Annotated in this window: 19 protein-coding genes and 4 pseudogenes; 5 read left to right on the forward strand and 18 right to left on the reverse strand. The window is 38.8% G+C overall.

What is annotated here, in order from left to right:
* Window positions 1–311: 311 nt before the first annotated feature.
* The gene (locus ACQKMF_RS18900; protein ID WP_286141456.1) at window positions 312–1,235 is read left to right on the forward strand and encodes a LysR family transcriptional regulator; all 924 of its coding nucleotides are present in this window, start codon (window positions 312–314) and stop codon (window positions 1,233–1,235) included.
* Window positions 1,236–1,351: 116 nt separating this feature from the next.
* The gene (locus tag ACQKMF_RS18905; RefSeq protein WP_101225138.1) at window positions 1,352–1,990 is read left to right on the forward strand and encodes an HD domain-containing protein; all 639 of its coding nucleotides are present in this window, start codon (window positions 1,352–1,354) and stop codon (window positions 1,988–1,990) included.
* Between the two features lie 464 nt (window positions 1,991–2,454).
* On the opposite strand, the gene ACQKMF_RS18910 is transcribed toward ACQKMF_RS18905, so the two are convergent.
* From ACQKMF_RS18910 to ACQKMF_RS18930, 5 genes are all read right to left on the reverse strand, one after another.
* The gene (locus tag ACQKMF_RS18910) at window positions 2,455–3,498 is read right to left on the reverse strand and encodes an aldose epimerase family protein (protein ID WP_427574434.1); all 1,044 of its coding nucleotides are present in this window, start codon (window positions 3,496–3,498) and stop codon (window positions 2,455–2,457) included.
* Window positions 3,499–3,784: 286 nt separating this feature from the next.
* Window positions 3,785–5,179, reverse strand: a complete 1,395-nt coding sequence (locus ACQKMF_RS18915; protein ID WP_230175785.1) for a sugar porter family MFS transporter — start codon at window positions 5,177–5,179, stop codon at window positions 3,785–3,787.
* A 316-nt stretch (window positions 5,180–5,495) separates the two neighbouring features.
* Complete coding sequence (araA, locus tag ACQKMF_RS18920) at window positions 5,496–6,920, reverse strand: L-arabinose isomerase (RefSeq protein ID WP_260357834.1); 1,425 nt, start codon at window positions 6,918–6,920, stop codon at window positions 5,496–5,498.
* A 52-nt stretch (window positions 6,921–6,972) separates the two neighbouring features.
* The gene (locus ACQKMF_RS18925; RefSeq protein ID WP_054395601.1) at window positions 6,973–7,668 is read right to left on the reverse strand and encodes an L-ribulose-5-phosphate 4-epimerase; all 696 of its coding nucleotides are present in this window, start codon (window positions 7,666–7,668) and stop codon (window positions 6,973–6,975) included.
* Window positions 7,669–7,690: 22 nt separating this feature from the next.
* Window positions 7,691–9,301 (reverse strand): xylulokinase, encoded by a 1,611-nt coding sequence (locus ACQKMF_RS18930; protein ID WP_402937383.1) that lies wholly within the window; start codon window positions 9,299–9,301, stop codon window positions 7,691–7,693.
* A gap of 336 nt (window positions 9,302–9,637) precedes the next feature.
* Here ACQKMF_RS18930 and ACQKMF_RS18935 point away from each other — a divergent pair, with 336 nt between their 5' ends.
* Window positions 9,638–10,726 carry a GntR family transcriptional regulator gene (locus tag ACQKMF_RS18935; RefSeq protein ID WP_402937385.1) on the forward strand — a complete coding sequence of 363 codons (1,089 nt, stop codon included), beginning with the start codon at window positions 9,638–9,640 and terminating at the stop codon, window positions 10,724–10,726.
* 14 nt (window positions 10,727–10,740) lie between these two features.
* Here ACQKMF_RS18935 and ACQKMF_RS18940 read toward each other — a convergent pair.
* Window positions 10,741–10,950: pseudogene (locus ACQKMF_RS18940) on the reverse strand (IS110 family transposase); the annotation flags it as partial.
* Between the two features lie 269 nt (window positions 10,951–11,219).
* Here ACQKMF_RS18940 and ACQKMF_RS18945 point away from each other — a divergent pair.
* On the forward strand, window positions 11,220–11,396 hold the full coding sequence (locus tag ACQKMF_RS18945; RefSeq protein WP_427574438.1) for a small acid-soluble spore protein H: 177 nt from the start codon (window positions 11,220–11,222) through the stop codon (window positions 11,394–11,396).
* A 119-nt stretch (window positions 11,397–11,515) separates the two neighbouring features.
* Here the strand turns inward: ACQKMF_RS18945 and ACQKMF_RS18950 are convergent, their stop codons facing one another.
* Window positions 11,516–11,776 (reverse strand): hypothetical protein, encoded by a 261-nt coding sequence (locus tag ACQKMF_RS18950; protein WP_402937389.1) that lies wholly within the window; start codon window positions 11,774–11,776, stop codon window positions 11,516–11,518.
* Window positions 11,777–11,854: 78 nt separating this feature from the next.
* Window positions 11,855–12,298 carry an Lrp/AsnC family transcriptional regulator gene (locus tag ACQKMF_RS18955; protein WP_101225146.1) on the reverse strand — a complete coding sequence of 148 codons (444 nt, stop codon included), beginning with the start codon at window positions 12,296–12,298 and terminating at the stop codon, window positions 11,855–11,857.
* A gap of 119 nt (window positions 12,299–12,417) precedes the next feature.
* On the opposite strand from ACQKMF_RS18955, the gene ACQKMF_RS18960 reads away from it, so the two are divergent.
* Window positions 12,418–12,981: a cysteine hydrolase family protein gene (locus ACQKMF_RS18960; RefSeq protein ID WP_427574441.1), complete on the forward strand. Its 564-nt coding sequence runs from the start codon at window positions 12,418–12,420 to the stop codon at window positions 12,979–12,981.
* Between the two features lie 225 nt (window positions 12,982–13,206).
* Here ACQKMF_RS18960 and ACQKMF_RS18965 read toward each other — a convergent pair.
* The 10 genes and pseudogenes from ACQKMF_RS18965 to ACQKMF_RS19010 form a co-directional block, all read right to left on the reverse strand.
* Window positions 13,207–13,519 (reverse strand): annotated as a pseudogene (locus tag ACQKMF_RS18965) (flotillin family protein); the annotation flags it as partial.
* Window positions 13,520–13,871: 352 nt separating this feature from the next.
* The gene (locus tag ACQKMF_RS18970; protein WP_402940065.1) at window positions 13,872–15,410 is read right to left on the reverse strand and encodes a glycoside hydrolase family 32 protein; all 1,539 of its coding nucleotides are present in this window, start codon (window positions 15,408–15,410) and stop codon (window positions 13,872–13,874) included.
* A gap of 106 nt (window positions 15,411–15,516) precedes the next feature.
* A complete protein-coding gene (locus tag ACQKMF_RS18975; RefSeq protein ID WP_402937394.1) occupies window positions 15,517–16,980 on the reverse strand; it encodes a glycoside hydrolase family 68 protein in 1,464 nt (487 codons plus the stop codon).
* Between the two features lie 140 nt (window positions 16,981–17,120).
* Window positions 17,121–18,395 carry an ABC transporter substrate-binding protein gene (locus ACQKMF_RS18980; RefSeq protein WP_402937396.1) on the reverse strand — a complete coding sequence of 425 codons (1,275 nt, stop codon included), beginning with the start codon at window positions 18,393–18,395 and terminating at the stop codon, window positions 17,121–17,123.
* Window positions 18,395–19,561 (reverse strand): response regulator transcription factor, encoded by a 1,167-nt coding sequence (locus ACQKMF_RS18985; RefSeq protein ID WP_427574443.1) that lies wholly within the window; start codon window positions 19,559–19,561, stop codon window positions 18,395–18,397. Before ACQKMF_RS18985 ends, ACQKMF_RS18980 begins: the two co-directional genes overlap by 1 nt.
* A gap of 5 nt (window positions 19,562–19,566) precedes the next feature.
* Complete coding sequence (locus ACQKMF_RS18990; protein WP_427574445.1) at window positions 19,567–21,369, reverse strand: cache domain-containing sensor histidine kinase; 1,803 nt, start codon at window positions 21,367–21,369, stop codon at window positions 19,567–19,569.
* 259 nt (window positions 21,370–21,628) lie between these two features.
* Window positions 21,629–21,946: pseudogene (locus tag ACQKMF_RS18995) on the reverse strand (iron chelate uptake ABC transporter family permease subunit); the annotation flags it as partial.
* A gap of 624 nt (window positions 21,947–22,570) precedes the next feature.
* Window positions 22,571–22,923 (reverse strand): annotated as a pseudogene (locus ACQKMF_RS19000) (VOC family protein).
* Between the two features lie 254 nt (window positions 22,924–23,177).
* On the reverse strand, window positions 23,178–24,275 hold the full coding sequence (locus ACQKMF_RS19005) for an L-dopachrome tautomerase-related protein (protein ID WP_427574447.1): 1,098 nt from the start codon (window positions 24,273–24,275) through the stop codon (window positions 23,178–23,180).
* Between the two features lie 409 nt (window positions 24,276–24,684).
* Window positions 24,685–25,068: a VOC family protein gene (locus ACQKMF_RS19010; protein ID WP_427574449.1), complete on the reverse strand. Its 384-nt coding sequence runs from the start codon at window positions 25,066–25,068 to the stop codon at window positions 24,685–24,687.
* Between the last annotated feature and the right edge of the window lie 13 nt (window positions 25,069–25,081).

Here is a 25,081-nt window from a genome sequence, read left to right on the forward strand (position 1 = left end):
TTATTATGTAAACTGACATCTTAAAAGGTACAATTATTAATAATTGTACATGTCATAGCTGAGGACCCTTTTGGACCTTCTCCGCGGATATAGCCTGTATAAGATACCGGGCCCGACAGGTTATCCAACATCATAGTGAGTTATTTATGAACCAAAATAACAGATAGCTAATGGTGTTTTTTAATTTTATTCAGCAATCAGTCCAAATTATGGAATAATCCCTTAAAATAAAGTAACTTAATAACTAGATTATAAAATTGCAAGCATACAGATAATCAATAATTATTTTCATTAGAAAGGATTGAAATAGTATCGAATTAAGACATTTAGAATATTTTTTAATGGTCAGTAAAGAACTTCATTTTACAAAAGCAGCTGAAAAATTAGGAATTTCGCAACCAACTTTAAGCCATCAAATTAAAATGCTTGAACAAGATATAGGCTATGCACTTTTTAACCGTATTGGTAAAAAGATTGAACTTACTAAGGTGGGAGAAATTGTACAACAAGAAGCATTAAATATTCAAAATTCCTTACAAAGTATTTCTTCTCAAATTAAAGCACTTACAAAAGTAGAAATCGGGGAATTGAAAATTGCTGTGTTACCAGGAGAAATAACGGATTTGGTATCTACTTTATGTATTAAATTTAACCAATTGTATCCGAACATAAAAGTGTTTGTTCAAAGTACGGATGAAGTGGAAAAGGCTGTTTTAGAGAATCAAGCTGATTTTGGTATTGGTTTTGAATTCAATCGGAATGATATGTTGATGGTGACGAAGTTATATGATGAAGAATTTTACCTGATTAGTAATCAAAGTAATGGAGAGCAGAAGGTTTCATTTTCCGATGTTTTAGACAGTTCTCTTATTTTATTTCCAAATATCCATCAATGCAGAAAAATACTTGATAAAACGAGTCTTGAGGTTGGCAGGCAGATAGAACCTATTGTCGAAACGTCTAGCATTGAATCTATCTTGAAGCTTGTTCGAAATGGGGTTGGACGCAGTTTTGTTTCGCGTACATTATATGAATTTTATGATACAGAGGATTTATTTTTCCAACGTATTGAAAAACCAACTTTGACTAGATCTGTTTATCTCGTGATGAAAAAGAATCGTTTTATCAATTATGCAGCACGTAAGTATATTAAGTTATTACTATGTGAAATCGAAAGGCTGCGTTTTCATACAGAAAAAGATGAGATAGCTTCTTTGAAAAGTTCTATATTATAGTTTTTATCTATTATTATCATAGAAATGAATGAATAGATAAATGATAAATTCCTCTTTACAATGAATACAAGTTCATGAGAATGAGAACTATCAAATTGTAAAGGGGATTTTCAATTATGTTTCAAGAAGTAGCAGGTATTAAAATTCCAGATTCCCGATTGGCTAAAGAAGCAGCAGATCTTTTACGCGAGCATGGGGACGACTTGTTGTGGAATCATTCAAATCGTGTATTTTTATTTGGTGCAGTCAACGGAAAAAAAACGAAGCAAAATTATGATTTAGAGTTGCTATATGTTAGTGCATTATTCCATGATTTAGGCTTAACAAAAAAATTCAGCAGTCCAGATTTACGATTTGAAGTAGACGGTGCAAATGCAGCGAGAAGCTTTTTACAGCAGTATCAAATTCCAGATGAGTCGATTCGTCTTGTATGGGATGCTATTGCGTTACATACGACACCTGGCGTTGCAGAACATAAAGAGTCCGAAGTGGCACTACTCTTTTCAGGTGTTGGTTTAGATGTGATGGGAGATGGATTTGAACAATTCCCTGACGACTTGCGTGAAGAAATTATAAAAGCCTTCCCACGTAACAATTTCAAGAAGGTCATTATTCCAGCGTTTTATGAGGGCTTTAAGCATAAGCCAGAAACTACTTTTGGCAATATGAAGGAAGATATTATTGAATATTTTAGACCTGAATATAAAAATAAAAATTTCTGTGATTGTATTTTGCATTCACCATGGAAAGAATAGGGTACAAAAATGCACAACGTAACAACGAATCGTGGTAGGAAGGAAGTTAGTAGCAACAGGAGATTCAACGGTTATTAAATTCCTTCATATAATGTAACGGGGACAATCGTTAATTTTTGTTGCGGCATAGGATAAGCACCTCCTTTTATTGATACAAGTATCGAACCAGGAGGTGCTACGTATTTAATATGCGCTGTTTAAATGGTGGCTTTCCTTTAACCATAGTTTGCGACCCACCATCCAAGTGTTTACGCTTAGATATAAGTTATCCTCTCTCCTCCAAAACTCAGTTCCAGTGAGTGGTTAACTCTTATTCGGCGGGAATCCCACCCTATATATGTAACGACCTATGCTCGAACGCTCTGACAGGCACCGGATGCCGACCCTAACTAGCAGCCGAATCGATGTGAAAATATCGAAACCAAATCCACCTATCCGACACTTTAACACACTAACTGGAAACTTCAGCTGAGTCGGGTCCTGACCTCAATTTTGTATTTTGTTTGGGAAGTATAATTTTCGCCTGCTAAAAGAAGAATATCTCCAAAATCCTCAAATTCAATTGCTCCTGGTGCAGCTTGGGTTTCAAACGTTATCCCACCGTGTTGAATTAATTTTTCTCCGTGCATGAGTGGCACACCTTCCACAAAGTTTGCAGTGTAAATGACAACCGCAGGCTCTTCTGTGTATACCTCGACTGATATTTTCTGGTCAGGACTAATTAATTTTGCTGCAGTTTGATGAAGTCCTGAGCACGTTAGGAAAAATGGATGATCGATTCCTTGAACCTTTTTAACTTCTGCGTCAATTGCTTCAAAGGTTGATTTTAATTTCTTTGGGGTTCGAAAATCATAAGGCGTGCCAATTGTGCTTCGCTTTTCCCCAGTTACCGTGGTATCGTCATTTACTGGTGCAAATTCTTCAGAAAAGATTTGTAAGAAATGATCATCGATTGGATTGCTGGGATGCCCTGTTAAGTTAAAATAGACGTGATTGGTCGGATTAAAAATTGTGTCTTTATCACTAGTTGCTTGATAGCTGACTGACCAAATATTTAAGTTGTCTAATGTGTAAGTCACACTTACTTTCAAATTCCCCGGAAAACCATTCTCGCCATCAGGTGAGTGGGTTGAAAAGATGATTGATGCACTTTCATCCGTCTCCTTCACTTCATAATCCCAGATTTTTTCATCGAATCCAGGGCTGCCACCGTGTAATGTATTCCCTAATTGATTTACAGATGTTTGGTAACGTGATTCACCAATCGAAAATTGGCCATTTTTTATTCTTCCAGCGACTCTTCCTATTGTTGCTCCATAATATGTTTCTTTTTTGTAATCCTCAATCGAGTCAAATCCCAATACGATATTATTACGTCCCGTTTCCGTTAGGACGAACAGATTGACGATTCTTGCACCAAAGTTTGTAACTTCCATTCTTACTCCATGTTCATTTTCTATTGTAAACAGTAAGACTTCATTTCCAAACGAGCTTTGTGATGTTTTCATTTTATTCGGCTCCTTCCCTATTAAATTCCTTCATATAAATAAAAGTTAAAACACCATGAATTGTACAAAAAGTTCAGCAAACATTTTAATGGTGAAAAGCCGAAGTAGCAACTTCGGCCTTAAGATAAGGGAATCATATGAGTAAATCAACATGTTCATGATGTGTGTGTAGATCATAATTACAGAAGTATTTTCCCTTATGACCCCCTGATTTGAAAATGCATGCTTAACTCTCCTATTTGCGTATAGCTTCTTTGAATTCTGCTCCAAATCTCATAGGTCTAATTTAAGCACTTTTTCCCTTAGCTTGTTTGCTTTCTCCAATTTTTTCGATTTCCTCCAAAGTATGACCTCGAGTTTCAGGAACGCATGTCCTGATAAATAAAACACCAAGTAAACAAATAGCACCAAAGATTGCAAAAACAGCTTCTTGAGACATCGAAGCGGTCATGATTGGAAATAGCAATCCAACCAAGAAAGAACCAATCCAGTTAAATGATGAAGCTATTCCTGATGCACGCCCGCGAATTACCAGCGGGAAAATTTCTCCAACTATGACCCAGGTTAAAGGAGCCCATGTGAATGAATAAAGTGCTACATAGATACTTAAAAAAACAACCATCATCATCGGATTTGCATTAGGAATTAATATATTCAATATTGCCGGCAAAATAAAGGATAGTCCCATAATAGTTCCGCCTATTGTTAATAAAGTACGGCGATTAAATTTATCAGCAATCATAAGGAATATTAATGAACCTAGTACGAGAATAACCCCTTGAATAATTGGCCACATCAATACTGAGCTGGCTTCATGCCCTGTTGCTTTTTCCACAATCATAGGAATATAATAAAAAATTGCGTTTGCGCCCTGGAATTGTTGAAACGCAGCAACACCCACACCAGCAATTACTAAATAACGGTATTTATTACTTAAAAGTGTACCCCAAGATGCTTTTTGATTTACCTTTGCTTCCTCTTTAACAGTTTCTTGAATTTGTATTATTTCAGAGTCAATTTGTTCTTTGTTAGAGCGAATAAAGCCCAACACCTTACGAGCTTCATCAATTTTATTGTTCTTAATTAAAAAACGTGGTGATTCGGGTAACCTTGACACTCCAATAAATAAGATCAAAGCAGGTACGGCAGCCAAACTAAGCATCAACCGCCATGCCATAGTTCCTGGTAAGTCTTTCAATAAATAAGCGACAATGTACGAAAGTAACATTCCAGAGACAATCATTGTTTGATTAATTCCTGACAGACGTCCACGTAAACGTGCCGGCGCCATTTCCGACATATAGGCTGGGACCAACGCAGAAGCAGCACCTACAGCCAACCCTAATAAAATCCGGGCAACAATCATAAAAAGGAGCCCTTTATGAGGGGATATTCCTGCCAAAATGGAGCCAACAGCAAAAATGATAGAAGATATTAAAATCATTTTGCGCCGTCCTAAACGATCGGAAAGTTGTCCGGCCAGGGCACCTCCAAAAATAGCTCCAAACATCAACGAAGAGGTAATCCAGCCAATGGCACCAGGGTTGTTTTGAAGGTTCCAATCATGTTGCAGAAAAGGTAAAGCACCCGTCATAACGCCGATATCATAACCGAAGAGAATGCCTCCAAAAGCCCCAAAAAAATAAATGAATCCACTTGAGATTTTCTTTTCATTAACCATTAAAATTTCCTCCTCAAGGTTTTAAAATTATATTTTTAAAATCCCACTACTAAAAATATTGATTGCTTTAAAGAAAATAATAATAGTGTTTTCAATCTACAAATATATGCTAGTAGAATCATCTTAAAAATTATTGATTAGGATGAATTCTGTGTCGTTATTGTGCTATTAAAACGCTTTCATCTTTTTCCGGAAAACTACGAACACGCTTACAAAAAAAGTGATCATACTAATGGTTACTATTTCCAGACTACAACCTCTGGAGTACCTATTTCTTCCCTCCAAGGAAGCAGAGCCTCCTTGGAGGGAAGAAACATTACTTAATAACTACGTATTCCAAGCCAACAAGTTTTGCATAGGTTATGATTTGGTCTGTTGTTAAGTTCAATGAAACAACTGTATGGTGACCGCCACCATTCTCAAGCCAAGCTTTCACTCCATCTTGGAAGTTTGGCTTCACTTCCCAAAGTACACGGGCCACTGGAAGGTTTGGTGCTGGAACAGTTGGCTCAAATGCAGAAACTTCATTAATCAAAAGTTTATAGTTTGTACCAAAGTCAGCCATGGAAACAACGACACCGTCTCCTGCTTTGCCGTCGAATACTAAACGTGCTGGATCTTCACGATCACCTATACCTAATGGAGATACGACAATTTTTGGTTTGTTACTTGCTAAAGATGGGTCGACTTCAAGCATATGTGATTGAAGGATTGATTCTTGTCCAGCAGCTAATTCATATGTGTAATCTTCCATAAAGCCAGTTGATTGGTTATGGCTCATCACTTTCAGTAAGCGATCGAGTGCTGCCGTCTTCCAATCTCCTTCACCCGCAAAGCCATATCCTTGTGCCATCAAACGTTGGACGGCAAGACCAGGAAGTTGTTTCATCCCATATAAATCTTCGAAGTTCGTTGTGAAGGCCGTGTAACCACCATCATCAAGGAAACGTTTAATCGCAATTTCATAGCTTACCTGTACCTTTACGCTTTTCTCCCAATCTTCCCTACTGTTTGTACCATAATCAAATTCATAAAGGCCTTCGTATTCTGAAAATAAAGCATCAATTTCTTCATCAGTAACCGCATTTACATATTGAACAAGGTCTCCGATTCCAAAATAGTCAACTGTCCACCCAAATTGGATTTGCGCTTCAACCTTATCCCCTTCGGTTACTCCAACGTTACGCATGTTGTCTCCAAAGCGAGCCACCTTAATGTTGAAGCTTTCGTTATAAGCAACCGCTACGTCCATCCATTGTGCAATTTGCTTTTGCACTTCAGGGCGCTCCCAATAACCTACAACAACTTTATTTTGTTTTTTCAAACGGGCATTGATAAAACCATATTCACGGTCACCATGAGCGGATTGGTTCAGGTTCATAAAGTCCATATCAATCGTTGCCCAAGGAATGCTTTCATTGAATTGTGTAGCTAAATGAAGCAATGGTTTTTGTAATAGTTTTGTTCCACGAATCCACATTTTTGCAGGTGAGAAAGTATGCATCCAAGTGATGACACCGGCAACTTCGTCACGATAATTGACTTCTTTCATGATGCTTGTGATTCTATCTGCACTAACAGCTAAATCTTGCAATACAAGTGGATAAGGTAAAATACCGCTTTCATTTAATGCGTCGGTTATCGTTTGTGCATGCGCCTTGACCTCTGCTAACGCTTCTTCCCCATATAGATGTTGTGATCCTACGACGAACCAAAATTCCTTTTTTTCTGTTGTTAACATAATAATCCTCTTTTCTTAATTCTAATGGTTTGATAATTTAATAGAGTTGATCTTACTTTTGACCGTAATAAGCATATTTTCCATGTTTTCGTAAATAGTGTTTATCCAAAATATTTTGTGGTAATTCTTTTGCAAAATGATTTAAATCCCGTGTAAATAAATTCATTTTCGAAACTTCATCCAACACCACACTATTCATTACGGCGGATTTTGCATCTTTGCCCCAAGTAAACGGACCATGACCATGAAGTAAGACACCAGGAACGGCTAAAATGTCTAACCCACGCTCTTCAAATGTTTCGATGATTAACTTCCCAGTCTCCACTTCGTACCCACGATCAATCTCCTCTTGTGTTAGGTAGCGGGCACATGGGACGGATCCGTAAAATGTGTCTGCATGAGTGGTCCCCATCGCTGGAACATCAAGGCCTGCTTGAGCCCAGATTGTCGCCCAAGTTGAATGAGTATGTACAATGCCCCCGATTTCTTGGTAATACTTATAAAGTACTGCGTGAGTCGCTGTATCTGATGAAGGCCTCAACTCTCCTTCAACAACATTGCCATCTAAATCAACAACGACCATATCACTGGCTTTCATCGTTTCGTAATCAACACCACTAGGTTTGATAACAAATAAACCGCTTTCACGATCAATGGCACTTGCATTTCCCCATGTATATTTCACAAGTCCATATTTAGGCAAGTCCAAATTTGCTTGAAATACCTCTTCTTTCAGTTGTTCTAACACGTCAATCCCTCCAGTTTTCCACTCATAACATCAAATTGTCTACAGCGGCCTGCTCAATCACTAAACCCTTCCTGTATCTTTCAATAAATGCTTCAAATCCTTTAACATCTACTTGATCAGGATAAATTTCTTGTCCATCAACCTCTTCGAATACTTTTTTGTCGAGGAAGTCTTCTAAACTTTCTTTTTGATCTTTATTCATCATGTAAGATGCAAGAATCGCCATTCCCCACGCGCCGCCTTCTCCTGCTGTTGACATAACTGATACTGGAGTATTCATTGCAGCCGCAACAATTTTTTGTCCAACAAGAGGGGTTTTAAATAAACCACCGTGAGCCAAAATACGATCAATTGCAACATTTTCTTCTTTTGTCAAAATACCCATTCCGATTTTCAAAGCACCGAAAGCAGTAAAAAGGTGAGTCCGCATAAAGTTTGCTAAATTGAATTGACTCTCAGGCGAGCGAACAAATAATGGTCGCCCTTTTTCTAATCCTGTGATATTTTCACCTGAGAAATAACCGTAGCTAAGCAAACCGCCACCATCTGGATCCGCTTCCAAAGCTTTATTCAACATTACTTCAAATAATTTATTTATATCAACCTTTTGTCCCATTGCCTCAGAAAATTCACGGAACAATCCCAGCCAAGCATTCAGATCACTTGAACAGTTATTCGCGTGAACCATTCCAACGAGACTTCCGTTTGGTGTAGTTACCAGATCAATTTCTGGATAAACTTTTGAAAGTTCTTTCTCTAGTACAATCATCGCAAAAACGGAAGTTCCTACTGAGATGTTTCCGGTACGTTTCCTCACACTATTCGTAGCAACCATTCCTGTCCCCGCATCGCCTTCCGGTGGACAAATTGGAGTGCCTGGTTGTAAATTTCTTGATCTATCCAGGATTTTCGCTCCAATTTCAGTTAATTCACCCGCCTGCTCGCCCGAAATGTAGACTTTAGGAAGAATCTCTTTTAGCTTCCAAGGATAACCTTTCGTCGCAATTAAATCGTCAAACTGCTTGACCATTGATTCATTGTAATCTTGCGTTGATTCATCAATTGGGAACATGCCTGAAGCATCTCCAATGCCAATTGCTTTATTACCAGTCAATAACCAGTGAATGTAACCAGCCAAAGTCGTAATACAATCAATGCGAGGCAAATGTTTCTCTTCATTTAATATTGCTTGATAAAGGTGAGCAATACTCCATCGTTCAGGAATATTAAATTGAAATTGATCAGTTAGTTCTTTTGCTGCAACACCTGTTGTTGAGTTACGCCAAGTTCGAAACGGAACCAGTAGCTCCCCTGTACTGTCAAAAGCCATATACCCGTGCATCATTGCAGAAAATCCAATAGAACCTATTTTTCGAATGGTAATTCCGTAATTCCGTTCAACTTCTTGCTTCATTTCACTATAAGCTGTTTGAAGACCTGTGATAATATCCACTAAGTTGTACGTCCAAATTCCATCTTCCAATAGGTTCTCCCACTCATAACTTCCAGATGCGATAGTTTCATGTTGATTATCAATCAACACCGCTTTAATACGAGTGGATCCAAATTCGATTCCAAGTGAAGTTTCTCCCCCGGTAATCGCTTGTTTAATTTTTAATATATTCGTTTGCACGTTAATCCCCCTTCTGTCAGCGCTTTCAATAAAAGGAGGCGCTTAAATGTATTAACAACCATATTATATTTTTTGTACGTACATTTGTCAACGGTTTATATTATTTATACTTACAACTTTAAGACGAAATACTCCATCCTCACCTTAAAGTCATCAATTTGTAATAAGGAAGTTATACGACATGAAATCTAAGGGTAAATAGGGGGAATTTATAACTTTATACAAAAAATAAGATGATTTGTTTTAATTCATTCAAAATTATGTTAAAATATGTCCGCACAAATATTTTAAGCGCATAAATTAGAATGCAAACAACTATGAAAGAAGTGAGGTTTAATGAAACCAAAGTATCAGGTAATCATTGATGATTTAAAAAATAAAATCCTTACAGGTGAATATAGTGTAGGCGAACAAATTCCTACTGAATCCGTCATGCAAGAAATGTACAACGTTAGCCGACACACAGTACGAAAGTCCATTTTAGAATTATCAAACGAGGGATTCTTGAGAAGTGAAAAAGGATCTGGCACATATGTTAGTAACCAATATCAATCATCTGGTGGCAATTCCAAAAATAAAACGATCGGTGTTATCACGACCTACATTTCTGATTACATTTTCCCTTCTATTATCCGCGGAATTGAAAGAAGATTGAATGAAGATAATTATTCGTTACTATTAGCCAGTACAAATAATGATGTCGAACAAGAAAAAAAAGCCTTGGAAATGATGTTGTCATTTGGCGTGGATGGTTTGATCATTGAACCTACAAAAAGCAATCTATACAATCCCAACATCGCTTACTACCTATTGTTTAAGGAACAAGAGGTTCCATTCATCATGATCAACGCCTATTATGAAGAATTAGAGGTTCCTTTCTTTTGCCTGGATGATGTGCAGTCAAGCTACCTCGCAACAAAAGAACTGATTTCGAAAGGACACACCCAAATTGGAATCATTTCGAAAATGGATGATTTACAAGGAAAGTATCGAATGAAGGGATATATAAAAGCACTTGGAGAAGCCAAATTACGCTTTCAACCAGAGCAATTGCTTTCGTATACTACAGAAACGAAGCTAGACCTATACACAAACTTGAAAGAGTTCCTAAATGAAAATAGAGAGGTGTTGACTGCCATTGTTTGCTATAACGACGAGGTAGGGTTGGAAGTAGCAAATGTATGCAGACAACTTGATATTTCTATTCCCGAACAATTATCGATTATTGGCCAGGACAATTCTTATATTGCGAAAAATGCTAATATCAAACTAACGACATTGACACACCCACAAGAACAAATGGGACATGATGCAGCTGATTGGGTCATTAAGAAATTACAAGGAAAGAAGGATTTACCAAACGAAACCTATTATCAACCAGTGTTAATTGAAGGCGAAACTGTCAAAGAGTTAGAAATACAATAACCTTAGTGTGCGATGCCTATAGGCTCCACTCCCACAATGGCTGCCTCCATCCATTTTATTAAACCAGCAAATCCATCTTCATTATTTTCAATTGCTAATGGGTCTACGATTACAATTCCACGGGAATTCACTGCCCTAGCCACATGTAATTGTTGGGCAATATCCACCCCAATGGAAATTCTATCGTTTAGTTGATTTTGTTTATCTTGCATTTTAAACTTCATATTAGGCTTCCTCCTAGGGTTTTGGGTTAGTGTGATGTCTTACTCATATCTTACTGAGGAGCCCTATTTTTTTCAAAGCTGAAAAATAACGAACTTCAGGAATGCTAGCCTGTTCCATAAGAAAAAGGCTGCCTCAGCAACCTCCCTTTTTGAAGTATGCACCCCTATTAGTTCAGTAAGGGTGTATGGGTTCTTGGAAGTATTTTAATAAAACAAGTATCATCTAAGGAAATTGGAACAAATATTATAACTGTTCCAAACCAAATGAGGTGGCTAAACGAACAGAAGAAATTGCTTCTTCGCCAATTATGGCTAATGTAACCTACAATGAGAAAAGTATCTACATTGAGCACGTAGATGAACAAAATGGAACAGCTACAATCCATTCCGTTGATTATCCAAATAAAAAACAGAGTGTTTCTGTAACCAGCTTAAAAGAACAGTAATTTGTCAATATTTCCTCAATACATTAATAAACTTCCACCTTGGTTTGGTGGTTTCATGTTGTTAGATTAAGTTCATTGACCATCTTCTTTAACAATCTTTCCCCTTGTTTAAGTCTACACTATATCTCTTTGCCACCTCTTTGCTGGCGGATTTCTGGTTTTACCCGCATTCCTCGACATTTTGTGAATAATATGATAGCAGATCCTGCTACTACGGTAACTAACGTAAACAATTCATGTTGGCCTGTCATCATCAAAACAGGAGCTAAACTAACAATTACGATATCAACCATTCCAACACCAACATAAGCAAGCGCATAATCAACTAGCGTTTTACTTTTCCCTTCTGGATCTACGATACGTAAAAAGACAATTCCCATAGCTACTGTTCCAGCACCCTACTTGGAACGATTCAAGACGATTGGGATACATTATCCTCCTAAGAATAAAAAAATATATTATATTGTGGCAGTCAACGGATTATGTTGCTTAATCTCTTGTATTGATAGATATATAGAATAGTTCCCATAATCGAGAATTTTATTAAGAAAAAGATTCAATAGTTCTTGAGAGTTAACTTTTATTTTTAAATGGTAACAGCCTTCTCCCGATACTCGGTGAGCTTCAACTATCTCATTTCTATCATTAATAAAACGTATAAATGAATCATGGTTTGCTGTTTTCATATAAATAATGACAAATGCTGTATAAGAAAGTCCTAATTTCATTTCATCGACTATTAGAGAATAGGCTTTAATTACACCATTTTCCTCAAGTTTTTTAATACGATTTCCTACTGCTTGTCCCGTCATATGAATTTGTTCACCTAAGTCTTTCCATTGAATACGTGAATTTTCGGATAATAACCGAAGGATCTGAAAATCAATGTTATCAAGTTCCATAATAAACTCCTTTCACCATGAAATGCATTGATATAAAAGTATTTCATCAAAGTATCGATAGATTTCAATATATCATTTATCATTATATTGTACTAAAATTTTTTAAAGAGGTGGAAAAAATGAGCACAGCTTTAATCATTGTCGATATTCAAAATGACTATTTTCCAAATGGAAAGATGGAATTAAGCAACCCTGAAAAAGCAGCGGCTAATGCTGCTAAAGTTCTTGAATGGTTTAGACAGAATAACAAAGATAATATTTTTCATGTCCAGCATGTCGCAAGTGATCCAGGGTTAGGCTTCTTTCTTCCGAATACGGAGGGAGTTAAACTAAATGAAGCTGTTCTACCATTAGAACACGAAAGCATTATCATAAAACATTTCCCTAACAGTTTTTTACAGACTGAATTAGAAAGCAGATTAAAAGATAAAGGAGTAACAAAGCAAGTGATTGTAGGTATGATGACGCATATGTGTATTGATGCCACAGTCAGAGCTGCAGTGGAACTAGGCTTTGAAACTACACTTATTGAAGATGCATGTGCGACAAGAGACTTATCTTATCAAGATAAGGTCGTTCCAGCTGAACAGGTTCATTATTCGTTTGTCAGTGCACTTAACGGTATGTATGCCAATGTAATTTCGACCGAGGATTTCCTGCAAAAAAAACTAACACAACCTTGAAGCACCAATAATCTTTTATAAGTGGGAGTTTGTTTTAAAAACAAGCTCCCTTTTTTACTGATGTTGTACTTGTTATCCAAGTTATATCATGATGAATTACATGAAAACCGAGTTTTTCGTACATATTTGTTAGATATACTGATCATGCCTTTTATAAGCCAAACTATTCAAAAAAAGGTAAGAGCAAATATGTGCTCTTACCTTTCTTCACTTTATTATTCACTGTTATTCTTCCTTGCCTGCTCCCATATTCATATTCGCTTCGACATTCTCCTGGTTGATTGTGGTAAACGGTAAATTTTGCTTTCCTGAGAAATTCTCAAGCAGGTCTTTGACATAAAATTCCCGAGGATGCCTTTAATGACTCCTGCAATGATGCCATTAAATCCGTAGCATATCCAATCACTTTCGCGTCACCTGTATCCACTACAGTGATCTTGTCGATATTACTAAGCGGGCTTGCGACTTGTTTTGCATACTCCGGCATTTTCAAATTCATGTATATTACGGCCGCTTGCCCAAACTGTTCAAAAGCCTCTTTCTCTATTACATTCTTTTTGTTCCTAAATATCTTACTTCCAATAACTATCCACAGAGGAAATGCTTACACCATTTGATGAGGAGCTGTGTAGGAATTGATTACTCCTATATTAATACCAGCATGTGAGGCACCAGGTTTATAGGATGATTCAAGATGAACTGGACTCATAAAAACACTAGAATTTTATTCGAAACAAATAAAGAGTTTTTTTGTGGATCAATAATCAGTATCGTATAAACTAATGGTAGGTACTTTACCTATTCGGAAAATGTAGATTCTGAATAAAAGAGTCATTTCTTATAAAAGAATGTATGTGTAATCATATGAAAGGTATCTGCCAAGATGAGGTTCAATTAATCGAATCAAAATGTGTAACCTTCACATTCTTAAAGATCGCTTTGCCGCCCTCGGAGAAGAGAGTAATTCCTTTATCTTCAGCATGAGGGAATATTAAGTTTGAATAAGCAGCCTTTCCATCATCCACAAAAACTTCAATACTCGTTTTATCGACGAGAATCTTTAAATGAACCTTCTTCTTACTGACATCAAATGGTGCAGTACTTTCAACGAACTGATTGGTTTCGTCAGGTTGTTCTGTGAATAATCGATTGACATAAGAGTAATTTCCTTCTGCAGAAATGCCTACGTCAACGTGGCGTTTTTGATCATCTGACTCCCTGAGCCTAAATCCTGCATTCTTAAAATCCGACCATGAGAGATCTGCCTCTATTTGATAGGCATCTCCTTTAACATCAAGTGTTTCCGAGCCATCCACTTCGATTTTATCAAAAGAATTCGTTGAGCTTGTCAATTCTTTTAATGCTTCTGAAGGCTGTGAAGAAAGATAATACTTGTTCTCGCCTTCACGCTTTAGTTCAATTTGACGGACAATCGAATCCATTCCGTTAAACCCTTCTTTTAATGTCGGCGTATTGTCGGCGTAGGCCCAGTTATTCATCCAAGCGAGGGCATAGCGTTTGTCTAATTTGTCACTGGCCTTGCCATCTTCAAACGTTACTCCGCCATACCAATCGAAACCGTAGTCTAGCCATTGCGGTTCATTGTTAACTGAAAGAAATTCTGTTCCATTAAACGTTCCTGTCCAGTATGCATAGGTGTTGGGTTTCCCTGCTGCTTTTCCGTTTGCACTGACGCCCAACACCCACTTTACTGTCCCGTCATCAGCGCGGATCTGGTAAAGGTCAGGGCACTCTAAAACTCCAATGTTCTTAGTGGAAAAACTGCTCGTATAGCGCCAATCTTTCAGGTTATCAGACTCATAAAATCCTATTTTCGATCCTTCGGCCATGGTCATGACCCATTTTTGATTCGTGTTATCCCAGATGATTTTTGGATCTCTAAAATCCTTCGTTCCTGGATTTTTCATAATAGGCTCGTCACTGTAAGAGGTAAACGTCTTTCCTTTGTCCGTACTGTACCATAGAAATTGTTCTTGTTTCTGGCCATCCTTAGAGGGTTGTGTTGCGATCGCCACAAAAGCGTCTTTCCCGAACCCAGCTGTATTTTCCTTGTCTACAACGACTGACCCTGTCCATGGATCCCCATTTTGATTTGTATATTTTGGAATGGCAATTCCTTCATCCTTCCAGTGAATCAAATCTTTAGAGGTAACATGTCGCCATTCTGTACCATTGCCATCCGGGTAATCTCCATTATAGAGGTAAAAATAATGATAATTTCCTTCATAGTAAACGGGCTTCTGTGGATCGTTTTTCCAATGATCAGCAGAAGTAAAATGATAGGCAGCCCGATATGAGTGCTTTTCTACCTTATTTGGCGGATTAGCTTCTTTTGTTTTATAAAATGAATGAATCAAAATTCCTGTACTAATAACCATCCATAATCCAAGAACGAATAATCCAACCATCTTATATTTCTTTTTGTTCACTTAAACTCACCACTTTTTTTCTTTTAAAATAGAAAAAAGAAAATGCCAAGTTTTCCTGACATTTTCTTTTTCTTTTCACTGGTAACTACTTAACCGTAATCTGGCCTTGTTCAAGAATACTGTCTTTTACTACCGATGTTTTATTCCCTTTAATGTTAAGCTGGAAGCTTGGGGCAAAGGTAGATTTATTGTCTTCAAAATAACCTCTGTTTGTCATGTAGCTAGTCACTACAACATTATCACTGCCTGCCTGCGGGATTGCATAGTGTGCATAATTCCAAGTGATGTCATATGGATTTAGATCCTGATGCAGGACGATGCCCGTTTTATTTAATGGTTTATATGGGCCAGTTAAGGAATTTGACGTGTAACCTAACATGTAAATATCTTGATTATCGATTCCATCAATGGTCATTTTTGACCCTCTTGAACTTGTGAATAAATACCACTTGCCGTCCTTTTTAAAGATGTTTGGACGTTCGATTTCATCTGTGACCGTATTTGAAACAATCAATGGCTTCATTTCTTTTTTCAATGTATAATCGTCGTTTACTTCAATAATTCCAATTGCACCGTTTGCAAGTTCAGCTAACTCTTTTTTAGGGCTTTGCATAAGTTTGTTTTTTTCACTCTGGAAGAATTTATTGCTGTTGCCATAATAAGCTCTATTGTATAGCGATTCTTCGCCTTGGTAGCCATATTCTGTACCCGTATTTGCTTCAAATACAAGGTATTTGCGGCCGTTGTCTTCTACATAGTGAGGGTCTCTGAAGGTATGATTATCAGCGGAATTTCCGTCCTCTACAAATTTATCTACAGTTTGATAGTACTTGCTGTCTTTGCCTTCATAGATGGATTTGTAATCCTCAACACCATCCACTTTTAATGTTTCAGAATCTGGCTCTGAAACATTTACTTGAGCGGTTGTTAACGTTTGTTTCCCATAATTTCCTGACTCAGGTATATACGGTTCACGGTTTGTATAGAATAAGCGAACTTCCCCGTCCTCAGTGAAGGTTGCAGAACCTGACCACTCTTCTGCTTGCTCTTTTAGGTAAGGATCATTTGGAACGTTTTTATCATTGTCATCAAATACTCTTCCAGCATTCTTCCAAGCATCAAGGGAGTCGTCGCCCACTTTTTTGTAGAATATGTAGATGAACGTATCACTCGCGTTTTTAGGATCGCCTGCTAATCCAAAAACGATATGATATCCTTTGTACTCTGCAACAGTTCCATCAGCGTTTTGCAATGGCCATGTATCCCACACATCTAAATCAATGGTTTCGCCTGATTCCGTTACTTTTTTGGCAGAAGGGATGTTTTTAATTGTGGATTCGTCAAACTTAGGAACGGCATATCTAGTATCACCGTGCTGATTAATCATCTCTTTCATAGCTGATCGAGTGATTTGTGAAGTATCGTACGTTTCTTTGTAATCTGCCGGATCCTTTGGAGCTGCAAATGATTGGGTAACAGTACCGCCTAATAGAATGCCAGTACTGAGTATTCCTGCTGTTGCCTGTTTGGCAAGCCTGCTAAAGTTCATAAGTTCTTCCTCCTCGTTGTTTGCTAGTACAGTAGAATTATAGGCGATTCCTGAAAAGAGAGGTATGCCACATATTGATTGAAATTTAGTCGTATATTGATATCGCAATTGTGGAAGGCAAAAAAAGCCCCGGCAAGAGGCTATTCCTTCGAAAACCTCTCCCAGGACTTCTGATATTCATTGAGCAGCTGATTGCGGTTCAGCTGTTTCCCGACATAGAGCTGAGTCGCGGCTCCGAATTCTTCTCTAATTCCAACAGGGAAGTGAAACCAGTTAGATGGGATGGTGTTCCCATCTTTGTAATTTCGAAGAGTTTCTTCTGCGAGCGGCCCTATATCATCAGTTTTAATGTTCTTAAACGCAGGAATGAATTTGAATTCTTCCGTCATGAAGCGTTTTCCTTGTTCTGACAACACCATCCAATTTAAAAACTTCTTGGCTTCTTTTTTCTTTTCAGGAATGGACTGTTTATTTACGGCCCAATAATTTGGAACGCTGACGACAAGGGCTTCCTTTAAAGGTCGGTCATTAATCGGAATCGGCATAAAACCGATGTTCATGTCAGGCGAAGCTTGATCGATCATCGGCTGAATCCAGTTGCCTTGCTGAATGATGGCTGCTTTTTCGGAGGTAAACAGATTCACTTCCATTGTATAGTCCGTTGACAGTGGATTATCGTTTCCGTACTTTATGGTGAGATCCAGCAGGGCAAGGAGATCCTTAAATGTTTGATTGGTACTGATTTTTTCCGTTCCGTTATTTAAATTTCTTATAAAAGCATCAGTATCCTTTTGCTGGGCAAAAGCAACATTCATCAGATGGTCGCCCAATTTCCAGTCTTCATAGTAGCCTGTTGCAAAGGGAGTAATGCCTGCATTCTGTAGCTTTTCGGTAGCTGCTGTCAGTTCAGAAAGAGTGGCGGGCTGTTCAGTAATGCCTGCTTGTTTAAATAGATCCTTATTATAGATAAAGCCATACCCTTCAAGGTTAACCGGCATTCCGTAAATTTTCCCGTCCAATGTGACCGGCGTCAGGGCTTCTTTGTATGCTTGATTAATCCAGGGCTCCCCTGAGAGATCCTCCAGATAGTTCCGCCACAGCTTGGCATTTTCATAGCCGCTGTTTGTAAAGATATCCGGACCAGTGCCGGTCGCCATTTCGGCTTTTAGGTCGGCGAGGTCATCCATTGCGCCTCCAACTGTATGTACCCTGATATTGACGTGGGGATTTTCCCGTTCATAAGCACGCGTCATTTCTTCAAATTGAGTGGAGATTTCCACTTTCGGATTCCTTAAATCCAGCGTGATTTTCCGCTCTGTCTTTTCCGTTTTTTCCGGTGGGGCTTCGTCCTGACATGCAGAAAGAGGCAGGCTGACGGCTCCGATTAACAAAAGGGATAAAAACCTGTTTTTCATCATGTCACCCCTTTAGATTCATGTTGATCGTTCTTGTTCCTGAACTCAAAAGGCGTCATGCCGACGACCTTTTTAAATAGCTTTGAAAAGTAGATTTCATCTTGATAGCCAAGCATGGTCGAGATGGAGTAAATGCTTTTGTCTTTTTCTTTCAGCCACGATTTTGCCTGGCTGATTCTAAGCTCCGTGATGTATTTGGACAGGGTCATTCCGGTTTCTTGCTTATACTTTCTTGAGATATGCTCGCGACTTAAAAAGAAGACATTCGACAGCTTTTCCAGACTCAAATCCTCCATATAATACATGTCAACATAGGAAACCATGTCTTCCATGCGGCGGGCGGCATCTATTTCATCCAGACGGTGGATGGATCGGAAGTTTTGTTCCTCGAGCTTTTTCTGCAGAGCCTGAAACGAGGTCCTGATATCCGATAAAGTTTTGACCTGCTCTTCAGTTACAAGCCTTACAGGAATATCGAACTCCTGGCTGATCCATTCCTCAACGGAGAGCCATTGATCGCGAATGGTGATAACAAGGCAGAGGTTAAGGTCCGTCTGCAGGGAAAACGCATTTCCTAATTTGCGTTCCGTAAGCTCATCTGAAAGCTTTTGGATATAGTGATCCGGATTGTGCATCTGGTAAAAGGAGAGCAGGGTCAGCTTATAGCCCTCCGATTCAGGAAGAAACTCGGCAAGGCTGATTGGATCTGAACGGTCCCCCATACATATCGCAGTGGCTAACTGGTTTCTCCGCAGTTTTTTCACATCTTCCAGCACTTCAGCATGTTCAAAGTCATCCTTCCAGGCCTGTACCGATTTTTCCAGTGTATGATTGAACGCCTCATACTCAATCGGCTTCAGCAGGTAATCAAAGCTGCTGTGCTGAATGGCTTTACGCATATAGGAATAATCATTATATCCAGTAATGAAAATAACTTTCCCCGGATAGGAAATGGAATCCAGCCACTCAATCAGTTCGATTCCGCCCATACCGGGCATTTTCACGTCTGTAAAGATAATCTCCGGGCGTTCTTCCTCAATCAGTGATTTTGCCTCATGGCCATTTTTGGCTTCCAATAGCCTGGTGATGCCGTAAGTTTCCCACTGGCCTAAATGGCGTATGACGTCCCGCACATTGAATTCATCATCGACAATCAGTGCTTTCACCGTATTCATCTCCTTTCCTGAAGTAAGTCTTTATCATTCCCAAGGGCGGTCTTTATCGGGATCCTCATACTGACGGAAACCCCCTGTCCGTCATTCGAATCTACTTTCATTTCTGCACTTGGTCCATACCCTAGAAGCAGCCTGTCACGAATATTCTTCAGGCCTATATGTTCATGCGAATAAGTCCCTTCGTAAGGGGGTGTATAGATATGTTCCCGTAGACTCTGAAGCTCTTCTTCCGTCAGCCCCGGACCATCATTCTCTACAGTAAAGCACAGATCATTTCCTTGTTTTTCCCCGTTAATGGACAAATGAGCGTTGCTGTAACCTTCCTCATACGAGTGTTTAAAGAAATTCTCTGCTAGGGGCTGCAGAATCATACTAGGAATAGTCATGTCCAAAATGGACTCATCGATATTGATCGAGTAACTTACATTTTCACCAAAACGCTCTGTTTGAAGGGAGAGGTACGCTTTTGTATACTCAGCTTCATCCCGAACCCGTACCCATTGATCTGCCTGCATTGAGTAGCGCATCATTTTGGACAGCGAAGTCAGCAATTGATAGACCTTTGGTGCATTCGACCTGAGGGCAACAGCACCGATGGATTGTAAAGCGTTAAACAGAAAATGAGGATTGACCTGTGATTTTAGCGCCCTGAACTGGTTCTTCCTGTTTTCAATTTCAAGCTTATATTCACGGTCAATGTGGGAATTGATCCGGTTCATCATGTCCTTCATGTGTGACTCCAAATGGCCAATTTCATCGCTTTTGGTATCATCAAAAGGGACATTCATATTTCCGCCTTCAATGGAGCGGACTTTGCTGCTCAGCCTCGTAATGGGACGGGTAATCCTATTTGAGATAATGCCTATCATCAGCAAACCCAGTATTCCTACGCCGATGCCGACCAGGATATTGGTATAGGCGGTTTTCCTGACATCTTCATATAAAGCCTGACTCGACATGATCTTAATCAATTTCCAGCCGTTCAGTGACCCTGATAACTCCTTTGATAAGAGAATATCGTCATCATGCCGGCTCCTATTCCCGTCAAGAAGTTGCTTTTGATCGGTAGGAAGAGGTTTTCCAATCAGGGCATGATCATTTGCATACATGACGCGATCTTTTGAATCAATAAGCAAAACAGAAGAAGCGTCTCCCTGGACAAGGTTATTGCAAATGCGGGCATATTCGCCCAAATCAATGTCGATTGTAATCATCCCAAGAAACTTTTTAGAAAGAACGTCTATAATTTTGTGGTGAAAAGTCATCACCATCGTTTTGTCCGATTTTGGAACAATGGCTGCATTATTGTAATTCTCAAGAGGGTGGGGCGGCTCAATCAAATATTGTGAGTCAGATGTATACAGCTGTTTGATCGGGTCCTGGTTCAGAAAATTCGGCTGATACCTGTGTGTGCTGATCATTGCATTATAGACAGTAAATGACTCATTGTTTTTAGCAATATAGAAACGGATTTGCCGGAATTCGTTTCTCATTAGATAAAAGGTTTCGAGACTCTTTTCCGTGGTCATGGGGCTGAAATAAATGGAGTCTTCGAAGCCGTTATTAAAAATCCGAAACAGATCAGGGTTTCGGTACAGAATATATGGAAAATCAATCATGTCGTCAAAATACTGCTCCAGTTCATCCGCATTCTTCTGAAGCTGCTCCCGACTGTTTTCAAGTTCATGCTGCTCCACACTGTTTTTTGTATAAGTGTAGATGAAAAAAACGGACAGGAAATAGGGCAGAACGATGAAAATCAGCAGCATGATCAATAAACGGCTTTGTATGCTTTTCACAGGAGGCACCCCCTTTCGCAGAAGGCTCTTTTTTTTGTCTGATCTTATCTTCTCACTTTAGCATCCTAAAACTATATCAAATGAAAAAACCAAGTCAATCATGCTTAAGTAGGATTCGTGTAAGGGCATGTATCCTTATATTTCGCAGTTCGGGCTTATATTATGTTCCAATCTGCCCTGCGCCAGAGATTTGAAGATGATAAGGCAAACAAAAAAGCTGAAGACATCTTCAGCTTTTACAAAAATTGTGCTTTTTCTCCTACTTCTTCATCAACAAATACATAAAATAAGGAGCCCCTATTAAAGCGATCATAATTCCCGCAGGTATGCCTTCGGGTTCAAGGATGTTTCTTTCGATGGTATCTGCCAGAAGCAGCAGCCAGGCGCGGATCAGAATCGCTACCTTGATTCGCGTTTCTTTCTCTGCCTCGGCGGTAGCTATATCGGCATCCCTCTTCACCTGGGCAATCCTTGGCTTTCCGAGCGATTCAAGATATCCATTTTTATCCCGAACATCTTTAATCGTGAACGATACGATGATCAGTCCCATTTTAGCTAGATCCTGCGAGGCTATCCGGAAACAATTTGAACATTATGTAAGATACAAAAAAGAACCACTAAAGAGATCTTAAATTATATTTTTAGTTGTTTAATTTTAAAAAAGTAATTATGCAAAATAATACGTCTAATTCTATTCACTGTAATTTTTTGCATATACTAATAATTAATTACGTCTAATCTGAGTCCGAAAAACGCTCCCGTAGAATTCTCCACAAACCTTGCTGCTAATTTAAATCATTTCAGGAATGCTATTCTGCATAAAGAAAGAGCTGCCTTAAAGACAGCTCCGATTTTAGCCTGTTAGTTCTATAAGAAAAGCGAACCTTATTCAAGAATCGCGCCCGAGAACGAATATAAAAACTTGGTGGGCAGGTTTTCCCAAATTAATACATGTCAACTTCTATGGGCGCAATGCACTGTCACTTTTTATTAATAAAGAAAGTTTCATCTCCATTTGGTGGTTAGAAGTTTCTCTTGTCTCCATTCTGGAAATTTGGGTGATTATCGTGGAATTTCTAAAAGAAGTGTGAAAGGGATTGTTTCCAGGCAATCTCATATCTCTTTCTCAGCAAAGAAAACCACCCCGCGTAGGAAACAAAAGGGTGGTTCCCGATCAATCTTTATTCACCAAACATGGATCCTATTTTGCATTCTCATCAGCTTGATGAATTCCGAATATATTCCCTTCGGTATCAATATAGTATCCTTGCCACGCCATTCCAGGCAGTGCATATTTGGGCAATGCGACCTTGCCGCCAATCTCAAGAATTTTGGCTTCCGCTTCGTAATAATTATCGACACCCATTGTACAAGCATCTCCATTAAGAGCTTGGCCAGCTTCCGGCGGAGGACTTTGACGCTGCATCAAAGCACCATTTCCCAGGTTCATTCTCATCGCCAGTCACGCTCCCAAGTAAGGCATTCCTGCGAAATCACTCCAATCTTGAAATGACCATCCAAATACCTCACCTTAAAATTCTTTGCCCGTTCCATGTCATCCACATGAATTTCGAGGTGAACTAATTTTCCCTTGATTACCTCCTAGTTTTGTTCAAAATTTTTCCTCTTACCGTAAGTTGATACTTATGTAGCATCATGCCTATGGTGTTTATTTATTTTTTTAAGTCTAAGATGAAGCAGGCTTTTCAATTTGAGTTAAGTCACTTCTTTATCATAGGACAGTTGCGGGAATATCTTACAAAAAAGGCAGCTCCCTGATGGGGGATAGCTACCTTCGTTTACGATTACTATGAAAAGGTAGGAGCAGGGAATTCATCAATTCTCATACGAAGTAAACTATATGGTTTTTCCCGCAGGTCTCTTCCATAATGAAATCTCGCCTGCCGATGTAATTGATTCACAATGACATATAAGTATTGATCGGGGCCAATCGAAAAAGTATCCGGCCATAAAATTCTGGGGTCATGTGCGATGGTTTCCATTGCGCCATTCGGCAATATCTTCCGGATACTATTGTTTTCATAGTCTCCCGCATAAACGGTTCCTTTTGCGCCGGTGATCATTCCATCAGACGCACCTTTTTCCCCCAAATACTGCACATATTGGGATAAATTCAGGTCCTGTATCCTTCTGTCTCTTAGGGCTTCTGTTGAGATCGAGAACAGCTGACGGCTGGTTAGCGGAGCATAAAATAAAACCTTTCCATCAGGAGAAATCGCTAAACTATCGGAAGCCAATCTAAATGGGAAAGTCGAGCCGTCCGGGTTTCGATTCATCAAAATTTCACCTTCTACTTTCGGTAAAAAATAGGGATCAGGTGAAGTTGATATTGCCCTATTTAACCGTCTAAACGCGTTCCCATTTTCTAAATCTACGACGATAATAGCCCCTGGCCCTCTGGAAGAAGAATCCGTTATATATGCATAGCCTGCTCTTCCAACCCGAAAATCCAAACGGACATCATTCAGATAAGTTGTTGGCAAGACAACATCTTCTGTAAAGGTATATACTCTCCTTATTGTATTCGTGCTTAAATCAACAGCAACTAATTTTGCTCCCCCTTGAATAGGTTCAGAAAAATTTGGTGCCCCTGTATCTAGTACCCAAAGTGTCCCTCTTCCATCAGCAACGATACTTTGGACACTGACGAAAGACATCGTAATATTCCCAGTATTAACTAAATTGGTTTCTACACTGGGATAAGGCTGCAATTCACCCTCAACAATTTCCGCCACAGTAAATTGAACGTCGTCTCCCCATTTCGGAAAGCATACAAAAATACGACCGGTTTCGGAAACGCTGACACCTGTAGGCATAGCCCCATAAAAAGCATGCACCAGTTCAAACTGCCCAAAATATTTTTCCATAGGTAACATAGGTTGCATGATATCCTCCTCATCAAATCCTAACGGATATCACCTATATATGATGAAAATTTTTTGTAGTGCCTGGTTCTTGATAAATTTTTCAATCGTGATGGATGCTGTGGGTTTATTAGTCCAGGAGAAACATGGGAGTTTCGATAAAGTGATTCAAACTTCCACTGGCTCTTCAAAGACGGGGAATGAGAGCATCTGAATTTACGTTTGCAGTCAATTTTAGAACTAACATACATACTATTATGATTTGCTCCCGTCCAGCAGCCTGGTTAGAAAATAAATCTGTCTCCTGCCATAAGAAAAGGCAGCTTCAGCAACCTGCCTTATTGTAGCGTTGACACAAACTGTGAAGTTAAAAGGAAGTGCGAAAAAACTTAAGTAAAGGGAGTAGTGAGCCGGCTACTTCCTAAGAACATTAACCATTACAAATCATAAGTACATTACCATCTGGGTCTTGAAAGTTAAAATAAGCAAAATTTCCAATACGCTCTATTTCTTTAACAATGGCTATGTTATTACTCTTGATAAATTGGTAAGCTTCGTCTATATCTTTTGCGTAGAAATTAAATAAGACATTATTGGATGGCTTAAATATAAAATTAGGATCAAACGTATGGTCATCTAAAGTTAATCCAGTTTCACTTGTTACAGGAATATTGTAAACAGGTGATTCTACAGAGTCATTATTTCGCGAGATGCCAAGGAGATTGCAATACCATTCAACTGATTTCTTTAAATCTCTAACATGGATAAAAACATTGTTTATTCTACTATTAATAGGAGAACTGGTTATTTTCATTGTTTTCCACCTT

The organism is Peribacillus sp. NPDC101480 (assembly GCF_050277335.1).
Lineage (GTDB): Bacteria > Bacillota > Bacilli > Bacillales > DSM-1321 > Peribacillus.